General features: G+C 64.9%; 16 protein-coding genes and 1 pseudogene. 8 read left to right on the forward strand and 9 right to left on the reverse strand.

Annotation, left to right across the window (positions count from 1 at the left end):
• The 3 genes and pseudogenes from ACLCGK_RS30005 to ACLCGK_RS30015 all read right to left on the reverse strand — a co-directional run.
• Nucleotides 1-671, reverse strand: a 671-nt coding sequence (locus tag ACLCGK_RS30005) for a DUF6861 domain-containing protein (protein ID WP_410952014.1), incomplete at its 3' end; no start/stop codon positions are given.
• A 349-nt stretch (nucleotides 672-1020) separates the two neighbouring features.
• Complete coding sequence (locus tag ACLCGK_RS30010) at nucleotides 1021-1644, reverse strand: GAD-like domain-containing protein (RefSeq protein WP_367245277.1); 624 nt, start codon at nucleotides 1642-1644, stop codon at nucleotides 1021-1023.
• A gap of 15 nt (nucleotides 1645-1659) precedes the next feature.
• Nucleotides 1660-1923, reverse strand: a pseudogene (locus ACLCGK_RS30015) (polymorphic toxin type 15 domain-containing protein); the annotation flags it as partial.
• A gap of 335 nt (nucleotides 1924-2258) precedes the next feature.
• Here ACLCGK_RS30015 and ACLCGK_RS30020 point away from each other — a divergent pair.
• The 3 genes from ACLCGK_RS30020 to ACLCGK_RS30030 all read left to right on the forward strand — a co-directional run bounded on the left by ACLCGK_RS30020 (nucleotide 2259) and on the right by ACLCGK_RS30030 (nucleotide 5871).
• Nucleotides 2259-2942: a response regulator transcription factor gene (locus tag ACLCGK_RS30020; protein ID WP_013973469.1), complete on the forward strand. Its 684-nt coding sequence runs from the start codon at nucleotides 2259-2261 to the stop codon at nucleotides 2940-2942.
• Entirely contained in the window at nucleotides 2939-4261 is a 1323-nt protein-coding gene (locus tag ACLCGK_RS30025) for an ATP-binding protein (RefSeq protein ID WP_085691602.1), read from the forward strand. Before ACLCGK_RS30020 ends, ACLCGK_RS30025 begins: the two co-directional genes overlap by 4 nt.
• A 218-nt stretch (nucleotides 4262-4479) precedes the next feature.
• Complete coding sequence (locus ACLCGK_RS30030) at nucleotides 4480-5871, forward strand: aspartate aminotransferase family protein (RefSeq protein WP_410953490.1); 1392 nt, start codon at nucleotides 4480-4482, stop codon at nucleotides 5869-5871.
• A gap of 142 nt (nucleotides 5872-6013) precedes the next feature.
• On the opposite strand, the gene ACLCGK_RS30035 is transcribed toward ACLCGK_RS30030, so the two are convergent.
• Nucleotides 6014-7135, reverse strand: a complete 1122-nt coding sequence (locus tag ACLCGK_RS30035) for a cupin-like domain-containing protein (protein ID WP_410953491.1) — start codon at nucleotides 7133-7135, stop codon at nucleotides 6014-6016.
• 142 nt (nucleotides 7136-7277) lie between these two features.
• On the opposite strand from ACLCGK_RS30035, the gene ACLCGK_RS30040 reads away from it, so the two are divergent.
• Entirely contained in the window at nucleotides 7278-8246 is a 969-nt protein-coding gene (locus ACLCGK_RS30040) for an alpha/beta hydrolase (RefSeq protein ID WP_410953492.1), read from the forward strand.
• A gap of 133 nt (nucleotides 8247-8379) precedes the next feature.
• Here the strand turns inward: ACLCGK_RS30040 and ACLCGK_RS30045 are convergent, their stop codons facing one another.
• Nucleotides 8380-9666 (reverse strand): aminotransferase class V-fold PLP-dependent enzyme, encoded by a 1287-nt coding sequence (locus ACLCGK_RS30045; protein ID WP_410953493.1) that lies wholly within the window; start codon nucleotides 9664-9666, stop codon nucleotides 8380-8382.
• Between the two features lie 17 nt (nucleotides 9667-9683).
• Nucleotides 9684-11030, reverse strand: coding sequence for a pyoverdine-tailoring dipeptidase-like protein PvdM (pvdM, locus tag ACLCGK_RS30050; RefSeq protein ID WP_410953494.1), 1347 nt, complete (start codon nucleotides 11028-11030; stop codon nucleotides 9684-9686).
• A 312-nt stretch (nucleotides 11031-11342) separates the two neighbouring features.
• Here pvdM and ACLCGK_RS30055 point away from each other — a divergent pair, with 312 nt between their 5' ends.
• Nucleotides 11343-12953 carry a PvdJ/PvdD/PvdP-like protein gene (locus ACLCGK_RS30055; protein ID WP_410953495.1) on the forward strand — a complete coding sequence of 537 codons (1611 nt, stop codon included), beginning with the start codon at nucleotides 11343-11345 and terminating at the stop codon, nucleotides 12951-12953.
• Nucleotides 12954-13062: 109 nt separating this feature from the next.
• Here the strand turns inward: ACLCGK_RS30055 and ACLCGK_RS30060 are convergent, their stop codons facing one another.
• From ACLCGK_RS30060 to ACLCGK_RS30070, 3 genes are read right to left on the reverse strand one after another with little or no spacing between them, the layout of a single operon-like run.
• The gene (locus tag ACLCGK_RS30060) at nucleotides 13063-14466 is read right to left on the reverse strand and encodes an efflux transporter outer membrane subunit (RefSeq protein ID WP_410953496.1); all 1404 of its coding nucleotides are present in this window, start codon (nucleotides 14464-14466) and stop codon (nucleotides 13063-13065) included.
• A 3-nt stretch (nucleotides 14467-14469) separates the two neighbouring features.
• A complete protein-coding gene (locus ACLCGK_RS30065) occupies nucleotides 14470-16434 on the reverse strand; it encodes a MacB family efflux pump subunit (RefSeq protein ID WP_410953497.1) in 1965 nt (654 codons plus the stop codon).
• Nucleotides 16435-17607, reverse strand: a complete 1173-nt coding sequence (locus ACLCGK_RS30070) for an efflux RND transporter periplasmic adaptor subunit (RefSeq protein ID WP_410953498.1) — start codon at nucleotides 17605-17607, stop codon at nucleotides 16435-16437.
• Nucleotides 17608-17841: 234 nt separating this feature from the next.
• Here ACLCGK_RS30070 and ACLCGK_RS30075 point away from each other — a divergent pair, with 234 nt between their 5' ends.
• From ACLCGK_RS30075 to ACLCGK_RS30085, 3 genes are all read left to right on the forward strand, one after another.
• Nucleotides 17842-18318: a sigma-70 family RNA polymerase sigma factor gene (locus ACLCGK_RS30075; RefSeq protein WP_169775065.1), complete on the forward strand. Its 477-nt coding sequence runs from the start codon at nucleotides 17842-17844 to the stop codon at nucleotides 18316-18318.
• 168 nt (nucleotides 18319-18486) lie between these two features.
• The gene (locus ACLCGK_RS30080) at nucleotides 18487-18966 is read left to right on the forward strand and encodes a histidine kinase (protein WP_410953499.1); all 480 of its coding nucleotides are present in this window, start codon (nucleotides 18487-18489) and stop codon (nucleotides 18964-18966) included.
• Nucleotides 18967-19038: 72 nt separating this feature from the next.
• Nucleotides 19039-20364, forward strand: a complete 1326-nt coding sequence (locus ACLCGK_RS30085; RefSeq protein WP_039615139.1) for an MFS transporter — start codon at nucleotides 19039-19041, stop codon at nucleotides 20362-20364.
• Nucleotides 20365-20370: the final 6 nt, after the last annotated feature.

The following is a 20370-nucleotide window of genomic DNA, read 5'->3' on the forward strand; positions in this document are numbered from 1 at the left end:
TCCTGGGCCAGCACCCGGGCATCGCCGCGGCCGCGGGTGAGGTACGACACGATCGCCCCCAACAACAGCAACACGACTTCCACATGGCCTTGGGCAATCTGATGCGTGGCCCGGGATATCGCATAGGGGTCGTCCCGGCAGAACGGGCCCGTGCCTTCATTGCCGCAGGTGCCTTCCCAGGCGAAGCGAATGCCGTCGACGTAGTACTCGCCGATACGCGGCAAGCCCTCGATGAAGAACTCGGCGATGGAGGCCAGCCCCAGCGCGCCGAGGATCCAGCCACTGACCTTGAGGCCCATGGCCGCGCCCGCGCCGGCGAACGGAATGGTTCCGGCGCCGCCGGCGAATGCGCCAACCCCCGCACCAATCAGGCCACCGGTAATGGTGCTGCCGGCGACGATCATCGCCATCTGCCGTACGACCATCAGCAGTTCGTCGACGATGCTGTTGATGTCAAGGTCGGCGAAGCGCTGGCGCAGCATGTGCGCCGCCTGCCATTCGGCGTGGTAGAAGGCTGTGCGGACAGCTTCTATACGGCGCAGGTTGAGGCCCAGCGAGGCGACTTCTTCATTGAGGCTGGTGCGGAACTGGCCACCGCTTTGGTAGCCCACCATGGCGATGACACGTGACTCGATCTCGTGCCAGGAGGGCACGAGGTAATCCAGGTACATGAGGTGTCTCCCTGACAGCGTGTGCAGGGGAAAATCTCACCATGGATTCGGTTCGGAAGTTTCTGAGCCGGTTGTAGGAAAATGCGACTTCGTTTCCGGTAGGTTCGGCGAAGTTCAGGTGAACATGGCGGCGAAGAGGTGGGCCGGCGTCAATGGGGTAGGGTGATGACTGAATAGTCGCGACATGGATTCGCCTCGGTGCTTGCCGCCGAAAGCAACAAGCCACAGAGCGGCCACTAAAGCCTTGACCGTGCCCATCATGTACAGGTGCCAAGCGCCTGACGGCGCTTGGTCCGTGATAGTGCTACTGCATTGTTCATTGAGAAAAGATAAGTGAATGGCTGCAGCATCAATCTGGTTGCTTGGAGAAGGGGTAAGGTTGCAGGTCTGTCAGTTGCGCGAGAAAGACCAAGTGCTCAATGGCGCTGACCTTTTGAAGGTGCTGCAGGGAGTCAGAGCCACCCAGCAAGAGTGCGGGGAAAAAGCCGTACATCTCGTCATGTTTAAGTCTGCCAAGCTTTTCTTTGGCGGGATTGAAAAGGTCGTTGAAATCATTTGAGTCGACCTTTCTTGATAGGATAAAGCCTTGAAGTTCGGTGTTGAATTGTTCTTTTGTAAAGTCGGTCTTATGAAAGACGTATCGAGAGCTAATGCTCGTGATTTTTAATGAAAAGCCGGATTTTTCGCCCCATAGGTACAGGTCGCCGAACGCGCTCCGTGCAATCAAGTGATAGTTGTCGTGCGAGCCAAGTGTCGTGCCTGCAATCCAGTAGGAAACCACGGCGTCATATTCTTGTGGGTTGACCAGCCAGAATATACCTTCGCCATAGCCCGACCATCCATGTTCGGACCAGTATTCCAGAAGCTTGGGAGGAAGCTTGTCTCTATATCGATCGATTGTTGATGGGGGTACTTCCCGGCGGTCGATTGGTGGGCCGAAATTTTCAATGAATCTGGCAAAAATTTTATCCACTTGAATTTCCTTGTTTTAGCATTTATGTAATTTTACATTCATGCGTGTTGAGTTTCTAAGGTTCGGCGGCACTGTTTCGGCGGCCTTTTTTAAGTTCGGTATCTTTGTTTTCCATTGTGGGCCAATTATTGAGTTGACTTGGCGATCTCCAAAGTCTGATATCGCGTCTCTGCCTCCTGCTACAAGGTCTGGGTTGTGCAGTGCGGCTGTTACCAGCATGTGATTTTTGGTTTTTTCTATGGCTACTTTTTGTGCCTCGACTGGATGACACGTGACTCGATCTCGTGCCAGGAGGGCACGAGGTAATCCAGGTACATGAGGTGTCTCCCTGACAGCGTGTGCAGGGGGAAATCCCATCATGGATTCGGATCGGAAGTTTCTGAGCCAGTTGTAGGAAAATGCGACTTCGTTTCCGGCGTGTTCGGCGGAGTTAGGCTGTCGGGGTGTGCCTTGGGTGGGGCTTCAAATGTTTGTCGCTCCCGGGAGCATGTGGCAATTGCGCGGCGCTCGTTGCCGCAGGCGCCACACATCCCTAATCCCCCACAAAAGGTCCATAATCCCCCCTTAATCCGCCCAAGGTGCAATGCCAGCTACACCATTCCGGGAGCCCCACCATGCACGTTCTGCTCTGCGAGGACGACGACCTGATCGCCGCCGGCATCTGCGCCGGCCTTACCGCCCAGGGCCTGACCGTGGACCGTGTGGGCAACGCCGCCGATGCACGGGCAATGCTGCAGGCCGCGCAGTTCGACGTGATGATTCTCGACCTTGGCCTGCCCGACGAAGACGGCCTGAAGCTGTTGCGCCGCCTGCGCGAGAAAGGCGAGACGCTGCCAGTGCTGGTGCTCACTGCCCGTGATGCGGTCACCGACCGGGTCGATGGCCTGCAGGCCGGCGCCGACGATTACCTGCTCAAGCCGTTCGACCTGCGCGAGCTGGCTGCTCGCCTGCACACCCTGCTGCGGCGGGTGGCCGGGCGGGCGGTGAATGTGATCGAACACGGCCCGCTGCGCTACGACCCGAGCAGCTGCGAGGCAACCCTGGCCGGCCAGCCGGTCGACCTGTCCCGGCGTGAACAGGCATTGCTCCAGGCGCTGCTGCAGAACCCCGGGCGGGTGCTGTCCAGCGAGCAGCTCAAAGACTGCGTGTACGGCTTCAGCGACGAAGTCGAGAGCAATGCCCTGAACGTGCATATCCACCATCTGCGGCGCAAGCTGGGCAACGGCATCGTCGAGACCGTGCGCGGCCTGGGCTACCGGCTGGGCCCGGCGCAAGCGCCGGAGGAGGCGGCATCATGAGCTTGCGGGTACGCCTGAGCCTGATCCTGGGCAGCGCCTTCGTGATCATCTGGGCGCTGGCCGCCGCGTGGATGCTGCGCGACCTGCGCCAGCAGATGATGTTCTCCCTCGACCAGCGCCTGGTGGCTTCGGCGCGCATGGTCGCCGGGCTGATCGACCAGCTGCCGCAGCCCCTGACCGCCAAGGGTGGGGAGGCGCACTTTTCCGCCGACCAGTTCAGCGTGCCGGACGGCATGGCCTGCCAGGTCAGCTCGCTGCGTGGCGAGATTCTCGCCAGCAACCACAAGCACGATGGCGTCATGGACGATGAACGCAGCGGTTTCCGTGACCAGACCATCGACGACGCGCTGTGGCGCACCTTCACCTACAACCATGGCGATGTGCGTATCACCACCGCCGACCGGCACATGGAGCGCGAGGCGCTGAACCAGTCGATCCTGCTGGCAGCCTCGGCGCCGGTGCTGATGGCCCTGCTTGGCAGCCTGGGGTTGTTGTGGATCGGCCTGGGCAAGGGCCTGGAGCCGCTCAACCGCATGCGCGATGCCCTGCGCCGCCGGCGCGCGGACAGCGTCGAGCCGCTGCAGGTGGCGGGCATGCCCAGCGAACTGCAACCGTTGCTGGAAACCCAGAACCAGCTGTTCCTGCGCATTGCCCAGACCATCGAGCGTGAGCGGCGCCTGACCGACGATGCCGCGCATGAACTGCGCAGCCCGCTGACGGCGATCAAGACCCACCTGCAGGTGGCGCGGATGACCGATGGCGCCGTGCGCGAGCAGGCGCTGGAACATGCCGAGCAGGGCGCCGACCGCATGCACCGCACGCTGGAGCAGTTGTTGATGCTGGCGCGGGTGGAGGGCAGCCTGTCGTTCGAGGATGGCGTGCAGTGCAGCGCCGAGCAGGTGGCCCGGCAAGCGGTGCAGGATGCCGGCGGCGGTGACAACCGGCGCATCGTGCTGCGTTTGCCTGAAGCCGCTACGCAGATCTACCTGGGCATGCCTGCGCCGTTGGCGGTGGCGGCGCTGCGCAACCTGCTGGACAACGCCTTGCGCCATGGCGGCGACGAGGCGGTGGAGCTCGAGGTGCAGATGGCTGACGGCCAGGTGGGCTTCATGGTGCGCGACCATGGGCCGGGGATTGCCGAGGCGGACCTGGAGCACCTGACCGAGCGCTTCTGGCGTAACGGGCAGAGTGGTGGATGCGGGCTGGGGCTGGCGATCGTGCAGGCGATCGTGCAGCGTTGTGCCGGTAGCCTGAAGTTCGACAGCCGCAGTGATGGGTTGCGGGTGTTGTTGCAAGTGCCGGCGCGCTCGGCCAGCTGATCTTCACTGTCTGTGCCGGCCCTTTCGCGGGCTTGCCCGCTCCCACAGGTACTGCACAGGGTCTGAGATGCATGCGATCCCTGTGGGAGCGGGCAAGCCCGCGAAAGGGCCGGCACAGGCAGAGTAAAATACAGTAACAACCGCTAAATCCTCCCCGCACTCAAGCGTTTTCCAAGCGACGAACACCCGCACTTTCGCTTGCTTGCGAGGATTCACCCATGTCCACCGCTTCCTGCCTTGCCCAGGTCCCGCCGGCCAGCGCGCCGCGTGCCTTGTACGAGTTCACCGATTCACCCTTGCTGCAACGCCAGCAACAACAGGAGTCCAACGCCCGCAGCTACCCGCGGCGCATCCCCCTGGCACTCAAGCGCGCCCGTGGCATCCATGTGGAGGATGTCGAAGGCCGCCAGTTCATCGACTGCCTGGCCGGCGCCGGCACTCTGGCGCTGGGCCACAACCACCCGGTGGTGGTCGAGGCGATCCAGCGGGTACTGGCCGATGAACTGCCACTGCACACCCTGGACCTGACCACGCCGGTCAAGGACCGCTTCGTCCAGGACCTGTTCGGCGTGCTGCCCGAGGCGTTACGCCGTGAAGCCAAGGTCCAGTTCTGCGGCCCGACCGGTACCGATGCGGTGGAAGCATCGCTGAAGCTGGTGCGCACTGCCACCGGCCGCAGCACCGTGCTGGCCTTCCAGGGCGCCTACCATGGCATGAGCCAGGGGGCGCTGAGCCTGATGGGCAGCCATGGGCCGAAGCAGCCGCTGGGTGCCTTGCTCGGCAACGGTGTGCAGTTCATGCCGTACCCCTACGACTACCGTTGCCCGTTCGGCTTGGGCGGCGAAGCCGGGGTCAGGGCCAACCTGCATTACCTGGAAACCCTGCTGCTCGACCCGGAAAGCGGCGTGCCGCTGCCAGCGGCGGTGATCCTCGAGGTGGTGCAGGGCGAGGGCGGGGTGATTCCGGCCGATATCGAGTGGCTCAAGGGTGTACGCCGTATCACCGAGCAGGCCGGCGTGGCGTTGATCGTCGATGAGATCCAGAGCGGTTTCGCCCGTACCGGGCGCATGTTCGCCTTCGAGCATGCCGGCATCATCCCGGATGTGGTCACCTTGTCCAAGGCCATTGGCGGCAGCCTGCCGCTGGCGGTGGTGGTGTACCGCGACTGGCTGGACACCTGGAAGCCGGGCGCCCACGCCGGCACTTTCCGTGGTAACCAGATGGCCATGGCGGCGGGCTCGGCAGTGATCGATTACCTGGTCGAGCATCGCCTGGCAGAGCATGCCGAGGCCATGGGCCAGCGCCTGCGCCAGCACCTGCAGCAGTTGCAGCGGGACTATCCGCAGTTGGGTGATATTCGCGGGCGTGGGCTGATGCTTGGGGTGGAACTGGTGGATCCGCAAGGCCAGCGGGATGCGCTTGGGCATCCGGCGGCCAACCGTGAGTTGGCGGCGAAGGTGCAGCGCGAGTGCCTCAAGCGCGGGCTGATCCTGGAGCTCGGTGGGCGGCATGGGGCGGTGGTGCGCTTCCTGCCGCCGTTGATCATCAGTGGCGAGCAGATCGATGAGGTCGCGCAGCGCTTTGCCGAGGCGTTGATCGCGGCGGTCTGATCGATTGCCTGGGGCCGCTGCGCGGCCCTATCGCCGGCAAGCCGGCTCCCACAGGGACTGCGCCGACCGAAAGGCTTGCGCTGTACCTGTGGGAGCCGGCTTGCCGGCGATAGGGGGGCAAAGCGCCCCCTGGCAATCCCGGCTACCAGCCGCGCCCGGAATTCACCCAGAAGTTCACCGACAGCGAGGTGGTCACAGACTCCACCTGGTGGAACCACCCTTCGGGCAGGAACAACAGGTCACCGGCCTGCAGCACCACGCGCAGGAACGGCACCTCGCGCGCCGCCGGGAAGCGCTGGTAGTCCGGGGCGTCGGGGTTGAAGTCGCAGCCGTCCAGGCCGCCCTTGGGGCTGGTCGACCAGGTACCCAGGGCCGGGCGATAGTGCGGCGCGGCAAGGATGAACGACTTCTGCCCCCATACCTGTGCGAACAGGTTGTCGGTGTCGTCGCGGTGCAATGGCGTCAGTGTGCCCTTGGGGCCGATCCAGATGCGCGGCGCAATGAACTTCTCGCGGGCGAAGTACTGCGGGTAGCGAATCAGCGTCAGCAGCTTTTCCGGCACGATGTTGTTGCCCATGTAGGCCGGGGTTTCGCCGGGTTTGGCAGGGGTGTCCAGCGAGGCGATGAAGTCGGCCATGGAAGTGGAACGGAAGTCGCGGTCGGTGGAGAAGGTCTTCTTCACGTAGTCGCCGTGCCGGGTGATGCCCTGCAGTTCGGCGAAATGCTCCAGCGAAGCTTCGCGGCCCATGGTGAACAGCGGCCAGTCCTGCAGGGCATCGCTGATGACCACCGGCGTGCCGTGCGCCAGGTATTCGCCCTGGAAGCGCGCCAGCGGCATGTCGGCGCGGGCAATGCGTGCCACCTCGCGCTGCACCGGTTGCGCGGCCGACACCCGTTCGCTGAGGCGTGCCGGTGTCGGGTAGCGTTGGTTCATCGACACCTTGGTCGCCGGCGCGCCGCGCCGGGCGTTGCTGATGATCTGCGGCAGCAGGGTGGCCAAACCCATGTTGCCGCTGATCTTCAGGCGGGCGCTGGCGAACAGTTCTTCGACGTTGGCGGTGCCGCCCATGATGCCGATGAAGTCACGCTCGGCCACTTCGATGGTAACGTCCGGGGCGCTGTGCCGGCCGGCACCGGTGCGGCTGCTGTCGCGCACCTCCGACCAGAAGGCCCGGTCCTGGCCGAAGACGAACTGGAAAACGCCTTCGATGCCCACGGCATGGGCGTTGGCGAACAGTTTGCTGAGGATGCTCTGAAGGTCCACGGTATGCCTCTGGCGGTCTTTCGTTGTGCAGGGATAACGAGTGCCTGCACCAACGATTTAGCCGTGTGGGCGGGTAATTTTTCGGTGTGCTGCTACGTCCCGTAGGGAGGCTCGAGTCACATTGTTCACCCAAGGAACCCACATGGCACTGCACCCTGATCTGGCGGCATTTCTGGAACTGGTCGAATTTGGCCGGCTGACGGGCAGGAGCCTGCCCATGCACGCGATGGACGTGGCCCAGGCCCGTGCCGAGTTCGAAGGCAGCTCGCAGGTACTCGACCCGAGCCCGCCCGGCAACGTCACGGCCAGCGAGCTGCAGATTACCGCGCGCGACGGTACCCGCCTGGCTGCTCGCCTGTACCGCCAGGGCAATGCTGGAGCTGCCTTGCAGCCAGTGATCCTGTACCTGCATGGCGGCGGCTACGTGGTCGGCAGCCTCGATTCGCATGACTCGGTGTGCCGTCGCCTGGCGGCCCTGGGCGAGTTCGCGGTGCTGGCGGCGGACTACCGGCTGGCGCCGGAGCAGCAGTTCCCGAAGGCCCTGCACGATGTACTGGACGCCGCCAACTGGCTCGCTGAGCAGGCGGCCTCGCTGGGCCTGGACAACCGCCGGGTGGTGCTGGCAGGGGACAGCGTGGGCGCCAGCCTGGCGGCGGTGCTGGCCATTACGGCAGTGGAGCAGCCCGAGGCGCTGGCGTTCAAGCCGCTAGCACAGTTGCTGTTCTACCCGGTGACCGATATCTCCTGCTGGCGTGAGTCCCATCGCGAGCATGCCGAGGGTTACCTGCTGGAGACGCCTACCCTGGAGTGGTTCTACCAGCACTATGCGCCGCAGCGCGAGCAGCGCCTTGACTGGCGGGTATCGCCGTTGCTGTCGACGCTGCGCGAGCCATTGGCGCCGGCTTGCCTGTTCGTGGCCGAGTATGACCCGTTGCATGATGAGGGCGTGGCCTATCGTGACTGGCTGGTGGCGGGTGGGACGGCGGTGACCTTTGCCCGGGTGGAGGGGTTGACCCATGACTTCTTGCGCATGTCGGGGATCGTGGGGCAGGTGGAGGGGATTTACCGGGATGTCGGGGAGTGGTTGAAGTGGGTCGGTGGCCAATCCTGACTTGAGCTCGCCGGGGGCGCGTTGCGCCCCTTTCGCCGGCAAGCCAGCTCCCACCCCGACCGCACCGACTTCAAGCCATTTGCAGTGCCTGTGGGAGCCGGCTTGCCGGCGATAGGGCCGGTACTGGCAACCATCAAGCGCGCAGGTAGCGCTTCAGAATATCCACCAATCGCTCGATCTCCGCCTCGGTATTCAACAGCCCAGGCGCCGTCCGCACCACCGGCCCGACATCCCGGGACACCGCATCGACCACGATGCGCTGGCTGTTGAGATACCGGGCCACCTCGTCAGCATCCTGCCCCGTGACCCGGAAGAAGGTGAACCCCGCCGAATACTGCGTGCTGCGCGGTGTCACCAGCTCGACCCCCGGCAGCGCCTCAAGCCGCTGCCTGAGATAGCCATTAAGCCCATGAATCCGCGCCTGCACCGCCGCCTTGCCCAATTGCAGGTGCAGCTCGAACGCCTTGCCCAATGCCCAGCGGTGCTCGAAAGCGTGGTAACCCCCGGGCGTCATCACTGTGGCAAAATCCTCGTTCTCGGAAAACGTGGCAATGGTCGGGTTCAGCTGCTTCAGTTCGGTGGACGCCGCGCAGATGATCCCGGTACCCCGCGGCCCGAACATCCACTTGTGCGTGCCGGCGATGAAGTAGTCGCAGTTGAGATCGGCAAAACGCATGTCTTCGACGCCGAAGCCATGCACACCGTCGATCACGTAGATGATCTGGTCCTGCTCGTCACGCTGGCGATTGACCTCGCGCACCAGCGCGCCGATCTCGCCCACGGGCAGTTTCACGCCACTGCCCGAGTGCACCCAGGTCATGCCCAGTACCCGTGTTTTCGGCCCGATGGCCGCCGCGATGGTGGCCAGTACCTGGTCGCTGTTGACCTTGGCGGGGTCGTCGAACAGGCGCAACCGGTGCACCGGTGTGCCATCGCGCGTGGTGCGAAAGCCCATGGTATGGCGGGCGGCCGAATGCTCGTGCACGGTGGTGAGAATTTCCTGCCCCGGTGCAATCTTCAGCCCGCCATAGATCAGCCCCAGGCCTTCGGTGGTGCTGCCGGTCAGGGCAATTTGCCGGGGCGTCACTTCGAGGTAGCGGGCTGCCCATTCACGCACGGCGGCCTCGTGCTTCCACTCCGATTGGCTGTCCCAGTCGACCATGCGGGCCGGGTGGTGGTCGAAGCGGGCGCGCAGCGCCTCGATGGCTTCGCGCACGGGCCGTGGGTGCGAGGTGATCAGGAAGTTGGCAAAGTGCGCGTACGCCGGGTCCAGCTCGAACAGGTTGCGAAACCCGGCCCAGTCGCTGGCGGTTGCAGGCTGCGCAGCCGCCGCTTGGGCGGCAGGCAGCAGTGGGCCTGTGAGGGGCAGGGCGGCCGCAAGCAGGCCGGCCTGCTTGAGAAAGGTGCGACGATCGTTCATCAAATGGCTCGCAAGGGTCAGGGGGATGAGGTGGCGACAGGTTGCGCGGCGCGCTGCACCTGCTCCCACACCCGCAGGAAGTTGCCGCCCCAGAGCTTGGCGATATCTGCTTCGGAGTAGCCGCGGCTGATCAGTTCGGCGGTGACGTTGCGTGCTTCACTGGCGTTCTGCCAACCGTCGATGCCGCCGCCTTCGTTGAAGTCCGAACTCAGGCCGACATGGTCGATGCCGACCTTGCGCACGGTGTAGTCGATGGCGTCGCCATAGTCCTTGAGCGTGGCCGGCGGTTCCTCCTCGAGAATGCCGTACAGCGCGTTGGCGTACTGGCCGACCTTCTGCTCGGGCCAGCCGGCGATCACCGGGTCACCGGGCATCAGTGCGTAGTCGAGGTTGGCCAGTGGCGGCAGGTCGTAGCGGGCGCGCAGGGCGTTGAGTTTGTCCTGGGTCTTGCTGCTCAAGGGCTTGAGGTAGGTGGAGAAGGCCACCAGCTGGACCACGCCGCCGCTGTCCTTGATCAGCTGCAGCTCCTTGTCGGAGAGGTTGCGCCTGATGTCGACCATCGCCCGTGGCACCGAGTGCGAGGCCACCACCGGCGCGCGGCTGAGGGCAACGGCCTGGGCCAGCGCCTTGCTGGACATTTGCGACACATCGATGATCACACCCAGGTCGTTCAGCCGCTGCACGGCGCGCTTGCCGACCGGCGACAGGCCGTCCAGGGCATCGGCGGTGTCATTGAAGAACGGCAGCGGACGCGATGAGTCGGCCCAGCTGTTGTTGCCCACATAGCTGAAGCCGAACATGCGCACGCCGCGCGCGGCCCAGCGGTCGAGCTGGTCGATGTCATCGCCCAGCGCATAGGCGTTGAGCATGCTGAGGAACACCGCGAACTTGCCTTCGCCGTGCAGGCGCCGCATGTCTTGCGGGGTATAGGCAATACCCACCTGCTGCGGGAAGTCGCGGACCATGGCGGTGATGGCGTTGTAGCGCACCTCCTGGGTGTGGCGGGCGGCTTCGACGAAGCCTGGGGTCGGGCGGTGCGGGCCGCCGTCTCCGGTCCAGGACTCGGGCCAGGCGAAGATGGTCAAGGCCGCGCCGGACAAACGCCCGCGTGCGGCCTTGGCCAGGTCGAAGCGGCCATCGCCATCCTTGTCGGCCTCACTGCCTTCGGTGCCGAAGGTCAGCGGCAGGGTGACATGGCTGTCGAACGAGATGATGCGTTCCTGCAGGTCGTTGGCCTGGCGGGTCACCTCCCTGGAATAGCCGGCGGGTGTGGCGAAGTAGTGCCAGGCGGCAAACCCGGCGCCAGCGGCAGCCGCCGCGGTCAGGCTGATAAACAGGGCTTTCTTCCAGCGTGGAGTCGTCATCTTGGTCTCAGTAGGTTCACCGTCGAGGGATGGGCACAGAGGCCGCCGCTACCTGCAGTGAACGAGCTCGCAGCCGAGAAATTTAGCGCCTGTCGGGGGCCACCATGCGGCCCAATCGCCGGCAAGCCAGCTCCCACCTCGAGCGCATTGGCCTCAAGCCATGTGCAATCCCTGTGGGAGCTGGCTTGCCGGCGATTGGGGTTTGCCGCCGACCCGAATGCAGCCGGAGCGCCGCTAAATTTCGCCTGCCGTGCAACGTTCTAGCCTTGGACGGGCCGTGCTCCATGGCCGCAATGAATGCACAGGTATGCAATGACGATTTCCCGACGCGGTTTCATCGCCGGTGTGGCACTGACGGGTGTGGTGGTGCCCGGTGCGCTGGGGGCGCTGTATGTGCAGCGCCAGCGTGCCGCCGAGGAATTCCCGGAAACCCCTGGCGAGGCCGTCGTCGAGTTGGCCGATACCCGCCTGCAGCAGTTGGGCGATACCCTGCGCGGCATCTGGCGCTGGACGCTGCTGGGCAAGGATGCGGGGCTGGACGGCCTACCCACGAGTGAACTGGAGCTGTTCCTGGATGTGGCAACCAGCGGACGCGCCCTGCGCGGCTACCTGGATACTCCCGAGCGCCTGCGTGGGCAGGATGAGCCGCGCTACCGCGTGATAGGCGACCTACTGGCGGACAAACCGGGCACCCTGCGCTGGCGCCTGTTTTCGGCCCAGGCCCGCTATGAATGCCATATCGTGCTCGACGAGGTCTGGGGCCGGTTCGGCAACGCCGGGCCGGCCACCCTCAACGGGCGCATTGCACGCCTGGACCGCGCGCTGACTTTGCCTGTGGAGGACAACCAGTTCCTGGCCTTGAAGCGCACCTTCCCCGAGGCGCGCGAGCGTACCCCGCTGAACCCGCAGTTGTTGGCCTGGCTGACCACCCCGGAGCATCGCCTGTTCCACCAGCTGTGGCACTCGTCGCGGGACAAATGGCACAAGCTGGGCAAGGACAAGCAGGGCGCCCTGCGTGGCCTGGGCTGGCAGCCCGGACCACGTGATCGTGAGCGTGACGCGCGGGGCCGGCACAAGGACCGCAACGGCTCGGGAGAAGACTTTTTATTCATGCACCGGCACATGCTTGGCAGGGCCCGTGCCTTGCAGGACTTGCCGTCATGGACGCGCTTCCCGTTGCCGCAGCCGGAACTGGAGCGCGACCGGGCCGGATTCGCCCGCTACTTCGACAACCATGACGGCAATGCCCTGCCGCCCACCTGGCTGGCCAGCGGTGATGCGGAATACACCCAGTGGGTGCGCGACATCAAGACGCCGGATACCTTCCATGGCAACTTCCAGGTCTGGGAGTCACGCTACACCGACCCGGAGTACCTGAGCACCTTGACCCTGGGCCAGTTCGGTTCGGAAGTGGAGCTGGGCCTGCACGACTGGCTGCACATGCGCTGGGCATCGGTGCCGCGCGACCCCTCCAACGGCATGCCGGTGCCGACGGCGCGCACGCCGGATGATTTTGCCGAACGCTGGTTCGCAGAACAGAACGATTTTCTCGGTGACCCGTTTTCATCCCATGTGAACCCGGTGTTCTGGCACTTTCATGGCTGGATCGACGACCGCATCGAGGACTGGTTCCACGCCCATGAGCGGCTGCACCCGGGCGAGGTACGGCGCCTGGAAGTCAATGGTGTGCCATGGTTTGCGCCAGGGCGCTGGGTGGAGGTGGCCGACCCGTGGCTGGGGCCGGATACCCATGGCTGCTCGACGGTGCCGGGTTTGCGGCCCGGGCGCAGTGTAGAGATGGACCCGGAGACCATGAAGCTGGCGTTGCGCATCATCTACAGCGATGACGACCTGCTCGACAAGCTGCGGCCCAAGGTACCGCAGCGGCCGTGGTATGCGCGCAACCTGAAGGTGCGGAATTAGTCGCTGCCTGTACCGGCCCTATCGCCGGCAAGCCGGCTCCCACAGGTACAGCGCATGTCTTGACCCCGGTGGGAGCTGGCTTGCTGGCGATAGGCCGGTACAGGTGACCCTACTGGCTGACCACCCAGCCACCCCCCAATGCCTTGTACAACGCCACGCTACCCTGCAACCGGGCCAGGCGCAGTTGGGCCTGCTGGTCCTGCGCCGCATACAATGTGCGCTGGGTCTCCAGCACGCTCAACAGCGTCTCCGCTCCCGCGCCATAACGCTGCTGCGCCAGGTCGAATGCCAGCCGCGCCTGCGCCACTTCTTCATCCTGCCACTGCCGCTGGCGGTCCACGCCCTGGATCGCATTGAGCGCCTTTTCGACATCGGCAAAACCGGCCAGGATGCTGCTGCGGTAGGTCTCCAGCAACTCTGCCTGTTCAGCCTCCGCCAGTTCACGGGCGGCGCGCAGGCGGCCGTTGTTGAAGACCGGCGCGACCAGGCCGCTGGTGAGGGTGTAGTAGGAGCTGTCGAACAAATGGGCAAAGGTATTGGCGCCAGCCCCCAGGTTGGCCCCGAGGGTGAGCTTGGGCAGCATGGCGGCGCGGGCGACCTGCACATTGGCGCTGGCGGCGGCGAGCCGAGCTTCTGCTGCGGCAATGTCCGGGCGGCGGGTGAGCAGCTCGCTGGGCACGCCGCTGCCAATGGCGGGCCATTGCAGGGTGTTGATCGCGTCCTGGCTGGTGGGCAGCGACTGCACCGGGTCGCCGAGCAGGGTTGCCAGGGTGACCCGGCTGTCTTGCCACTTCTGTTCCAGTAACGGCAACTGACGTTGCTGCGCGGCCACCAGACTGCGCTGCTGGGCCAGTTCCAGGCGCGTGGCGGAACCGCTGCGCTGGCGTGCCTCGACCAGGCCCAGCACGTCCTTGGCATTGCGCAGGTTGAGGCGGGCAATGCGCAACTGTTCCTGCAAAGCCAGGCCCTGCAGGTAACTGTCGGCCACCGCGCTGACCAGGGTCAGCTCCACGGTCTGGCGGTCGAAGCGGCTGGCATCCAGGCTGCGCAGGGCGCTGTCACGGGTCGCTCGCAGGCCACCCCAGAAGTCGATTTCGTAGCTGGCGCTGAGCTGCATGTCGAACGAGGTGCTGGTGGGTTCGCTGCGGCTGACATCCAGCTGGTCGTAGCCGTCACCGTGCAGCAGGCGTTGGCGGCTACCATCCAGGCCCAGCTTCAGCTCCGGTAGCAGCGGCGCGCCGGCGATGACTGCGCGGGCCTGGGCCTGGCGTACCCGTGCCGTGGCAGCAGCCAGGTCGTGGGCATTGTGCAGGGCGTGCTGCACCAGGCGGTCGAGTTCGCGGCTGGCGAAGGCTTGCCACCACTGCGTCGTTGGCAGTTGGGCCGAGGGTGATGCGGCCTCGCCTTGCCAGGCAGATGGCGCGGCAATACCGCTGGCGGGTGTTTGCGGCGTGCTGCAGGCGGCGAGGCATACGCACAGGGGCAACAGGCTGATGCGGCTAGGCAGAGTCATGGGTTATTCGCTGGTAAGGGCTTTGACCGGGTCGAGGCGAGCGGCCTTGCGCGCTGGCATGAAGCCGAACACGATGCCGGTGACGACAGCACAGGCGAAGGCGCCGAGCATGGCAGGCAGGGCAAAGGCCACCGCCACTTCGGCCAGCATCAGGCCGCCACCTATGGCCAGGGCCAGGACGATGCCGGCCAGGCCGCCGACCATCGACAGCATCACCGCCTCGCTGAGGAATTGCCGCAGGATGTCGCGCTGGCGCGCGCCGGTGGCCATGCGGATACCGATTTCACGGGTGCGCTCGCGCACGGTCATCAACATGATGTTCATCACGCCGATGCCACCCACCAGCAGCGAGATCGCGGCGATCGCCCCCAGCATCAGCGACAGGCTGTTCTGCGTGCGCGCCTCGGCCTGGATCAGCGCCGCGTCATTGGTCAGCTCGAAGTCCTGGCGGCCGTTGTGGCGCTGGCGCAGCAGCTTGTCGATGGCCGCTTCGGCTTCGTTGACACGCGTGGAGTCCAGGGCGGCAACGGCGATGTAGTCCGGGTCACGCTGGCCGAACAGGCGGATGGCTGCGGCGGAGTAGGGCACCACGATGCGCCCGTCGCTGTCCTGGTCGCCAGAGCTGGCGCCCTTGCCGGCCAGGATACCGACCACCTGGAACGGCACATTGCCGATCAACAGGTACTGCCCCAGCGGGTCGCGCCCAGGGTCGAGCATCTTTTCCCGCACTTTCTGGCCGATCACCGCCACCGCGGCAGCGTTGGCTTCATCGGCATCGCTGTAGAAGCTGCCTTGCACCGCCGGCCAGTTGAAAATTTCGGGGAACCCGGTGTTGTTGCCACCCACATAGAACCGCTGGCTGTTGTTGCCGTGGCGCACCATCATCTTTTCGCCGATCACCGGCATCACGTGCTTGACCTGCGGCAGTTGGCCGATGGCAGCGACATCGTCGAGGGTGATGGTGCCGGCCTGCTCGCCCAGGCTCGCCGGCTTGCCGTTCAGGTAGAGGATGTTCGAGCCGAAGGCTGCCATCTGCGCCATGACCTGGCGCTTGCTGCCTTCGCCCACTGCCAGCATCACCACCACCGAGGCCACGCCGATGACGATCCCCAGCAGGGTCAGGGCGGTGCGGAAGCGGTTGACCCACATCACCCGCCAGGCCGCCTGCTGGGCTTCGAACAATTCACCTTTCCATGCCCCGTGCAAGGTTGCGCCATGGTCCAGGCGCTGGCGCAGCTGGTCGGCCTGTAGCCCGCGACTGTTTTCGACCATGGGCTTTTCGGCGGCCGAATCGCTGATGATCAGGCCGTCGCGAATTTCGATCACGCGCTGCGCCCGCGCCGCCACGTTGCGGTCATGGGTGATCAGGATGATCACGTGGCCCTGGCTGGCCAGCTCGTCGAGCAACGCCATCACTTCGGTGCCGCTGTGGCTGTCGAGGGCGCCGGTGGGTTCGTCGGCGAGGATGATATGGCCACCGTTCATCAACGCCCGGGCAATCGACACCCGTTGTTGCTGGCCGCCAGACAACTGGTGCGGGCGGTTGCCAGTGCGGTTGGCCAGGCCCAGGCGGCCGAGCAGGGCGCTGGCACGAGCGTGGCGTTCGTTGGCCGCGATGCCGGCATAGATGGCCGGCATTTCGACGTTTTCCTGGGCCGAGCCCGAGGGGATCAGGTGGTAGCCCTGGAACACGAAGCCGAATGCCTCGCGGCGCAGCCAGGCCAGTTCGTCGCTGCCCAGTTCGGCCACATCCTTGCCGGCGAAGCGGTAGCTGCCAGAAGTGGGGCGGTCGAGGCAGCCGAGGATATTCATCAAGGTCGATTTGCCGGAGCCAGAGGCGCCGACGATGGCGACGAACTCGCCGGGATGGATGCGCAAGCTGATGCCATGAAGGATATCGACCTTGGGCGTTTCGATGCCGCCGTAGGATTTACGGATGTCGACCAGCTCGATCAGGGGTGTGCTCATTCAACCTCCGCTGACGCCAGGGGCGCCTATCACCAGGCGTTCGCCTTCGTTCAGGCCGTCCAGCACCTGCACGCGCAGGCGGTCGCTGAGGCCGGTGCGTACCTGGCGCTGTTCCACTTTGCCGTCGCGGGTCAGCACATGCGCCAGGCGCAGGCCATCGCCGTCGTCCAGCGCGGCCAGTGGTACGGTCAGCACCTGGCTGGCTTTGCCGGCGACAAAGAACACCTGCGTGGTCATCTCGGCCATCAGGGCGCCGTCCGGGTTGTCGACATCCAGCAGCACGCTGTACTGCACCACCTGGCTGCCGGCACTGCCATTGCTGACGCTGGCCGGGCTGCCGCCGCCCTGGCTGGCCTGCTCCAGTGGCTTGGGAGGGATCGGCAGCACTTGCCGCACGGTGCTCGTCCAGCGGCGCTTGCCGCCGGCCAGGGTGGTGAAGTAGGCGGTCATGCCCGGGGTGACCTTGCCGATGTCGGCCTCCGACACCTGGGCCCACACTGTCATCGGCGAGAGCTTGGCGATGCGCAGGATCAACGGGGTTTGTTGTTGGGCATTGAGGGTTTGCCCCTCACGGGCGTCCACCGCCACTACCGTGCCGTCCATCGGCGCGTAGATGCGCGTGTAGCCCAGCTCGGCCTCGTCGCTGCGCAGGCTGGCCTGGGCCTGGCGGATCTGCGCTTGGAACATGTCGATGCGCGCCTGGGTGACCTTCAGCTGTGCGGCGGCCGTTTGCACGTCCTCGTCACGGGTGGCGCCAGCGGCGGCCAGCTCCCGTTGGCGTTTGAGCTGCTGCCGGGCCAGTTGGAACTGAGCGCGTTGTTCGGCCAGCTGGGCCTTGAGGTTGTCGATCAAGTAGCGGCCGGCATCCAGCCGGGCCTGCTGGGTCGAAGGGTCGATCTCGACCAGCAGCTGGCCTTTGCGCACCGTGTCGCCGACCTCCACATGCAGGGTGTGGATCTGCCCCGATGCCTGGGCACCGACGTCCACGTAGCGCCTTGGTTGCAGGGTGCCCAGTGCGGTAACGCTGCTTTCGATGTCGGCGCGGGTCACGGCAACCGTGCTGAGCGGCTGTGCGCCGTAGGGCAGGGCCTTCCAGGCCAGCAGGCTGCTCAGGCCGAGCAGGCCCAGGCCGCTGAGCAGGAGCCGGCGACGGGTGTTGGTTAAAGGTCTCATGCAGACATCCAGGCGAGTGGGTGCCAGATAGACGAAAGCGGCAGGAGGGGATTTAGCGAATATTGAGTAGGGGCTGACAGGTGTATGGCGACAGGCGCTAGATAGCCCATGACATACCCTTGTTGCTGAGAATAATTATAATTTGTAAGATCGCACGTTGACATCACTCGGTCCCGCGTTGCTGCCTGAAAGGGCTTTCTGGCATAGGCTGGCAGGACGATCTCAGGTAACGTCGTGGAACATTACTATCGCGAACTGGTGGGTTTCCTTTCTTCGCGCCTGGGCAGTCGTCAGGCCGCCGAAGACGTGGCGCATGATGCCTACCTGCGAGTGCTGGAGCGCACCGACGCCGAGCGCATCGAGCACCCGCGTGCTTTCCTCTACCGCACCGCGCTCAACCTGGTTGTCGACCGCCACCGCCGGCACCAGGTGCGCCAGGCCGAGCCACTGGAGGTGCTGGACAACGACGAGCGCTGGCACACCCCGGCGCCGACCCATGACATGCAGCTCGACCAGCGCCTGGCGCTTATGCAGCGTGCCCTGGATGAGCTGAGCAAGGTCTGCCGCGACTGCTTCCTGCTGCGCAAGCTCGAAGGCTTGTCACACCAGCAGATTGCCGAGCACCTGGGTATTTCCCGCAGCCTGGTGGAAAAGCACATCGTCAACGCCATGAAGCACTGTCGTGTGCGCATGCGCGAGTGGGAATCCTGATCGCCGGGTTGAAGGCAGATGAAAATTCCGTCAGTCGATCACTTGATTTCCACGGCTTTCCCGACTTCTATCAAAGAAGACCCCTGCCAGGCGTAGCCTAGGCAGCAGCCGTTACTGGCGCAGTATGGTCATGGAGCCTAACCGTTACCCAACTGCCCAGGTCCCACCATGGCCAACAAGACCCTGCGCATCCTCATCGCCGATGCACACCCCTGCCAGCGCCTGCAACTGGAGCGGCTGCTCAACGGCCTGGGCTACTACCGGATAGCGCCAGTGGAAAGCTTCGAGGAGCTGCAGCGCCTGGTGCTGAGTGCCTTGCAGCCTTTCCACCTGCTATTGGGCAATATCGAGCTGGCCAGTCATGTCGGGGTCGATCTGGCGCGCTTCTGTCGCGTCAGCACGCAGATCCAGCATGCCCTGCTTTATCACTCCAACCAGTTGCAAGTGCCGTTGGTGCCGCAGGCCGAGCGCCAGGCCGTCAGCATGAGCTTGCCCCAGGTGCCCGACAACGAGGCACTGGAGGCATTCATGGCGATCATCGATTCGCCGCTGCAGGTCGGCAGGCTACCGCTGCCGGGCGCCATGCCGGCTGCCACGGCGCGGCCACGGCCGAAGGCCAATTTCGTCAATACCATGTTCAACCGCTAAAGCCGCAGCGGGCGGGGCAAGGGGGCAGCTATTTGCTATCCTCTTGCCCTTTGCCGATTTGCGGACCCTGCCATGACTGCCATCGATACCGCTCGCCCGCCACGGTTCAGCCGCGGCGACCACCGGACCCTGGGCCTGGCGGCGTTGGGCGGCGCGCTGGAGATCTACGATTTCATCATCTTCGTATTCTTTGCGCTGACCCTAAGCCAGTTGTTCTTCCCGCCCGAGATGCCCGAGTGGCTGCGCCTGCTGCAAAGCTTCGGAATCTTTGTCACCGGCTACCTGGCGCGGCCGCTGGGCGGCATCCTTATGGCGCACTTCGCCGACCACCTGGGACGCAAGCGGGTCTTCAGCCTGAGCATCCTGATGATGGCCCTGCCGTGCCTGTTGATCGGGGTGATGCCGACCTACGCCGACATCGGCTACGCTGCACCGCTGATCCTGCTGGCACTGCGTATCTTGCAGGGCGCGGCGGTGGGCGGCGAGGTGCCGAGTGCCTGGACCTTCGTCGCCGAGCACGCGCCAGCCGGGCGGCGCGGTTATGCCCTGGGCTTCCTGCAGGCCGGCTTGACCTTTGGCTATCTGCTGGGGGCATTGACCGCGACCTTGCTGGCGCAAGTGTTCACCCCGCAAGAAATCCTCGACTATGCCTGGCGCTACCCGTTCCTGCTCGGCGGGGTATTCGGCGTGATCGGCGTGTGGTTGCGTCGTTGGCTCAGCGAAACACCGGTGTTCCTCGCCCTGCGTGCGCGCCAGGAGCAGCCGGTGAGCTTCCCGCTGCGGCGGGTGCTGGGCGAACACCGCCGGGCATTGATCCCGGCGGCGCTGCTGACCTGCGTGCTGACTTCCGCCGTGGTGGTGCTGGTGGTGATTACTCCGACAGTGATGCAGCAGCGCTTCGGCATGAGTGCCGGGCACACCTTTGCCCTTAGCAGCGTGGGCATCGTCTTCCTCAACATCGGCTGCGTGCTGGCCGGGCTGCTGGTCGACCGTGCAGGCGCCTGGCGCGCACTGATGTTCTACAGCCTGTTGCTGCCGGTGGGCATCGGCGCGTTGTATGCCAGTCTGGTGGGACAGTGGGGCGTGACCTGGCTGGCCTATGCGCTGGCGGGCCTGTCCTGCGGCGTGGTGGGCGTGGTGCCGTCAGTGATGGTCGGGTTGTTCCCGGCCGAGATCCGCGTGTCGGGCATCTCCTTCACCTATAACGTGGCCTACGCGCTTTGGGCCAGCACCACGCCGCTGGCGCTGATTGCGCTGATGCCGTGGAGCCCGTGGGTGTGTGTCGGCTTTTGTCTGGTCATGGGTACGGTGGGGTTGCTGACGGCCTTGTATTTCGGGCGTCGGGAGCCATTGGCGTTTGCCGCGGAGCCGATGCCGGTAATGTGTGGTGAAAAATAGTTTTCT

Source organism: Pseudomonas sp. S1(2024) (genome assembly GCF_046557535.1).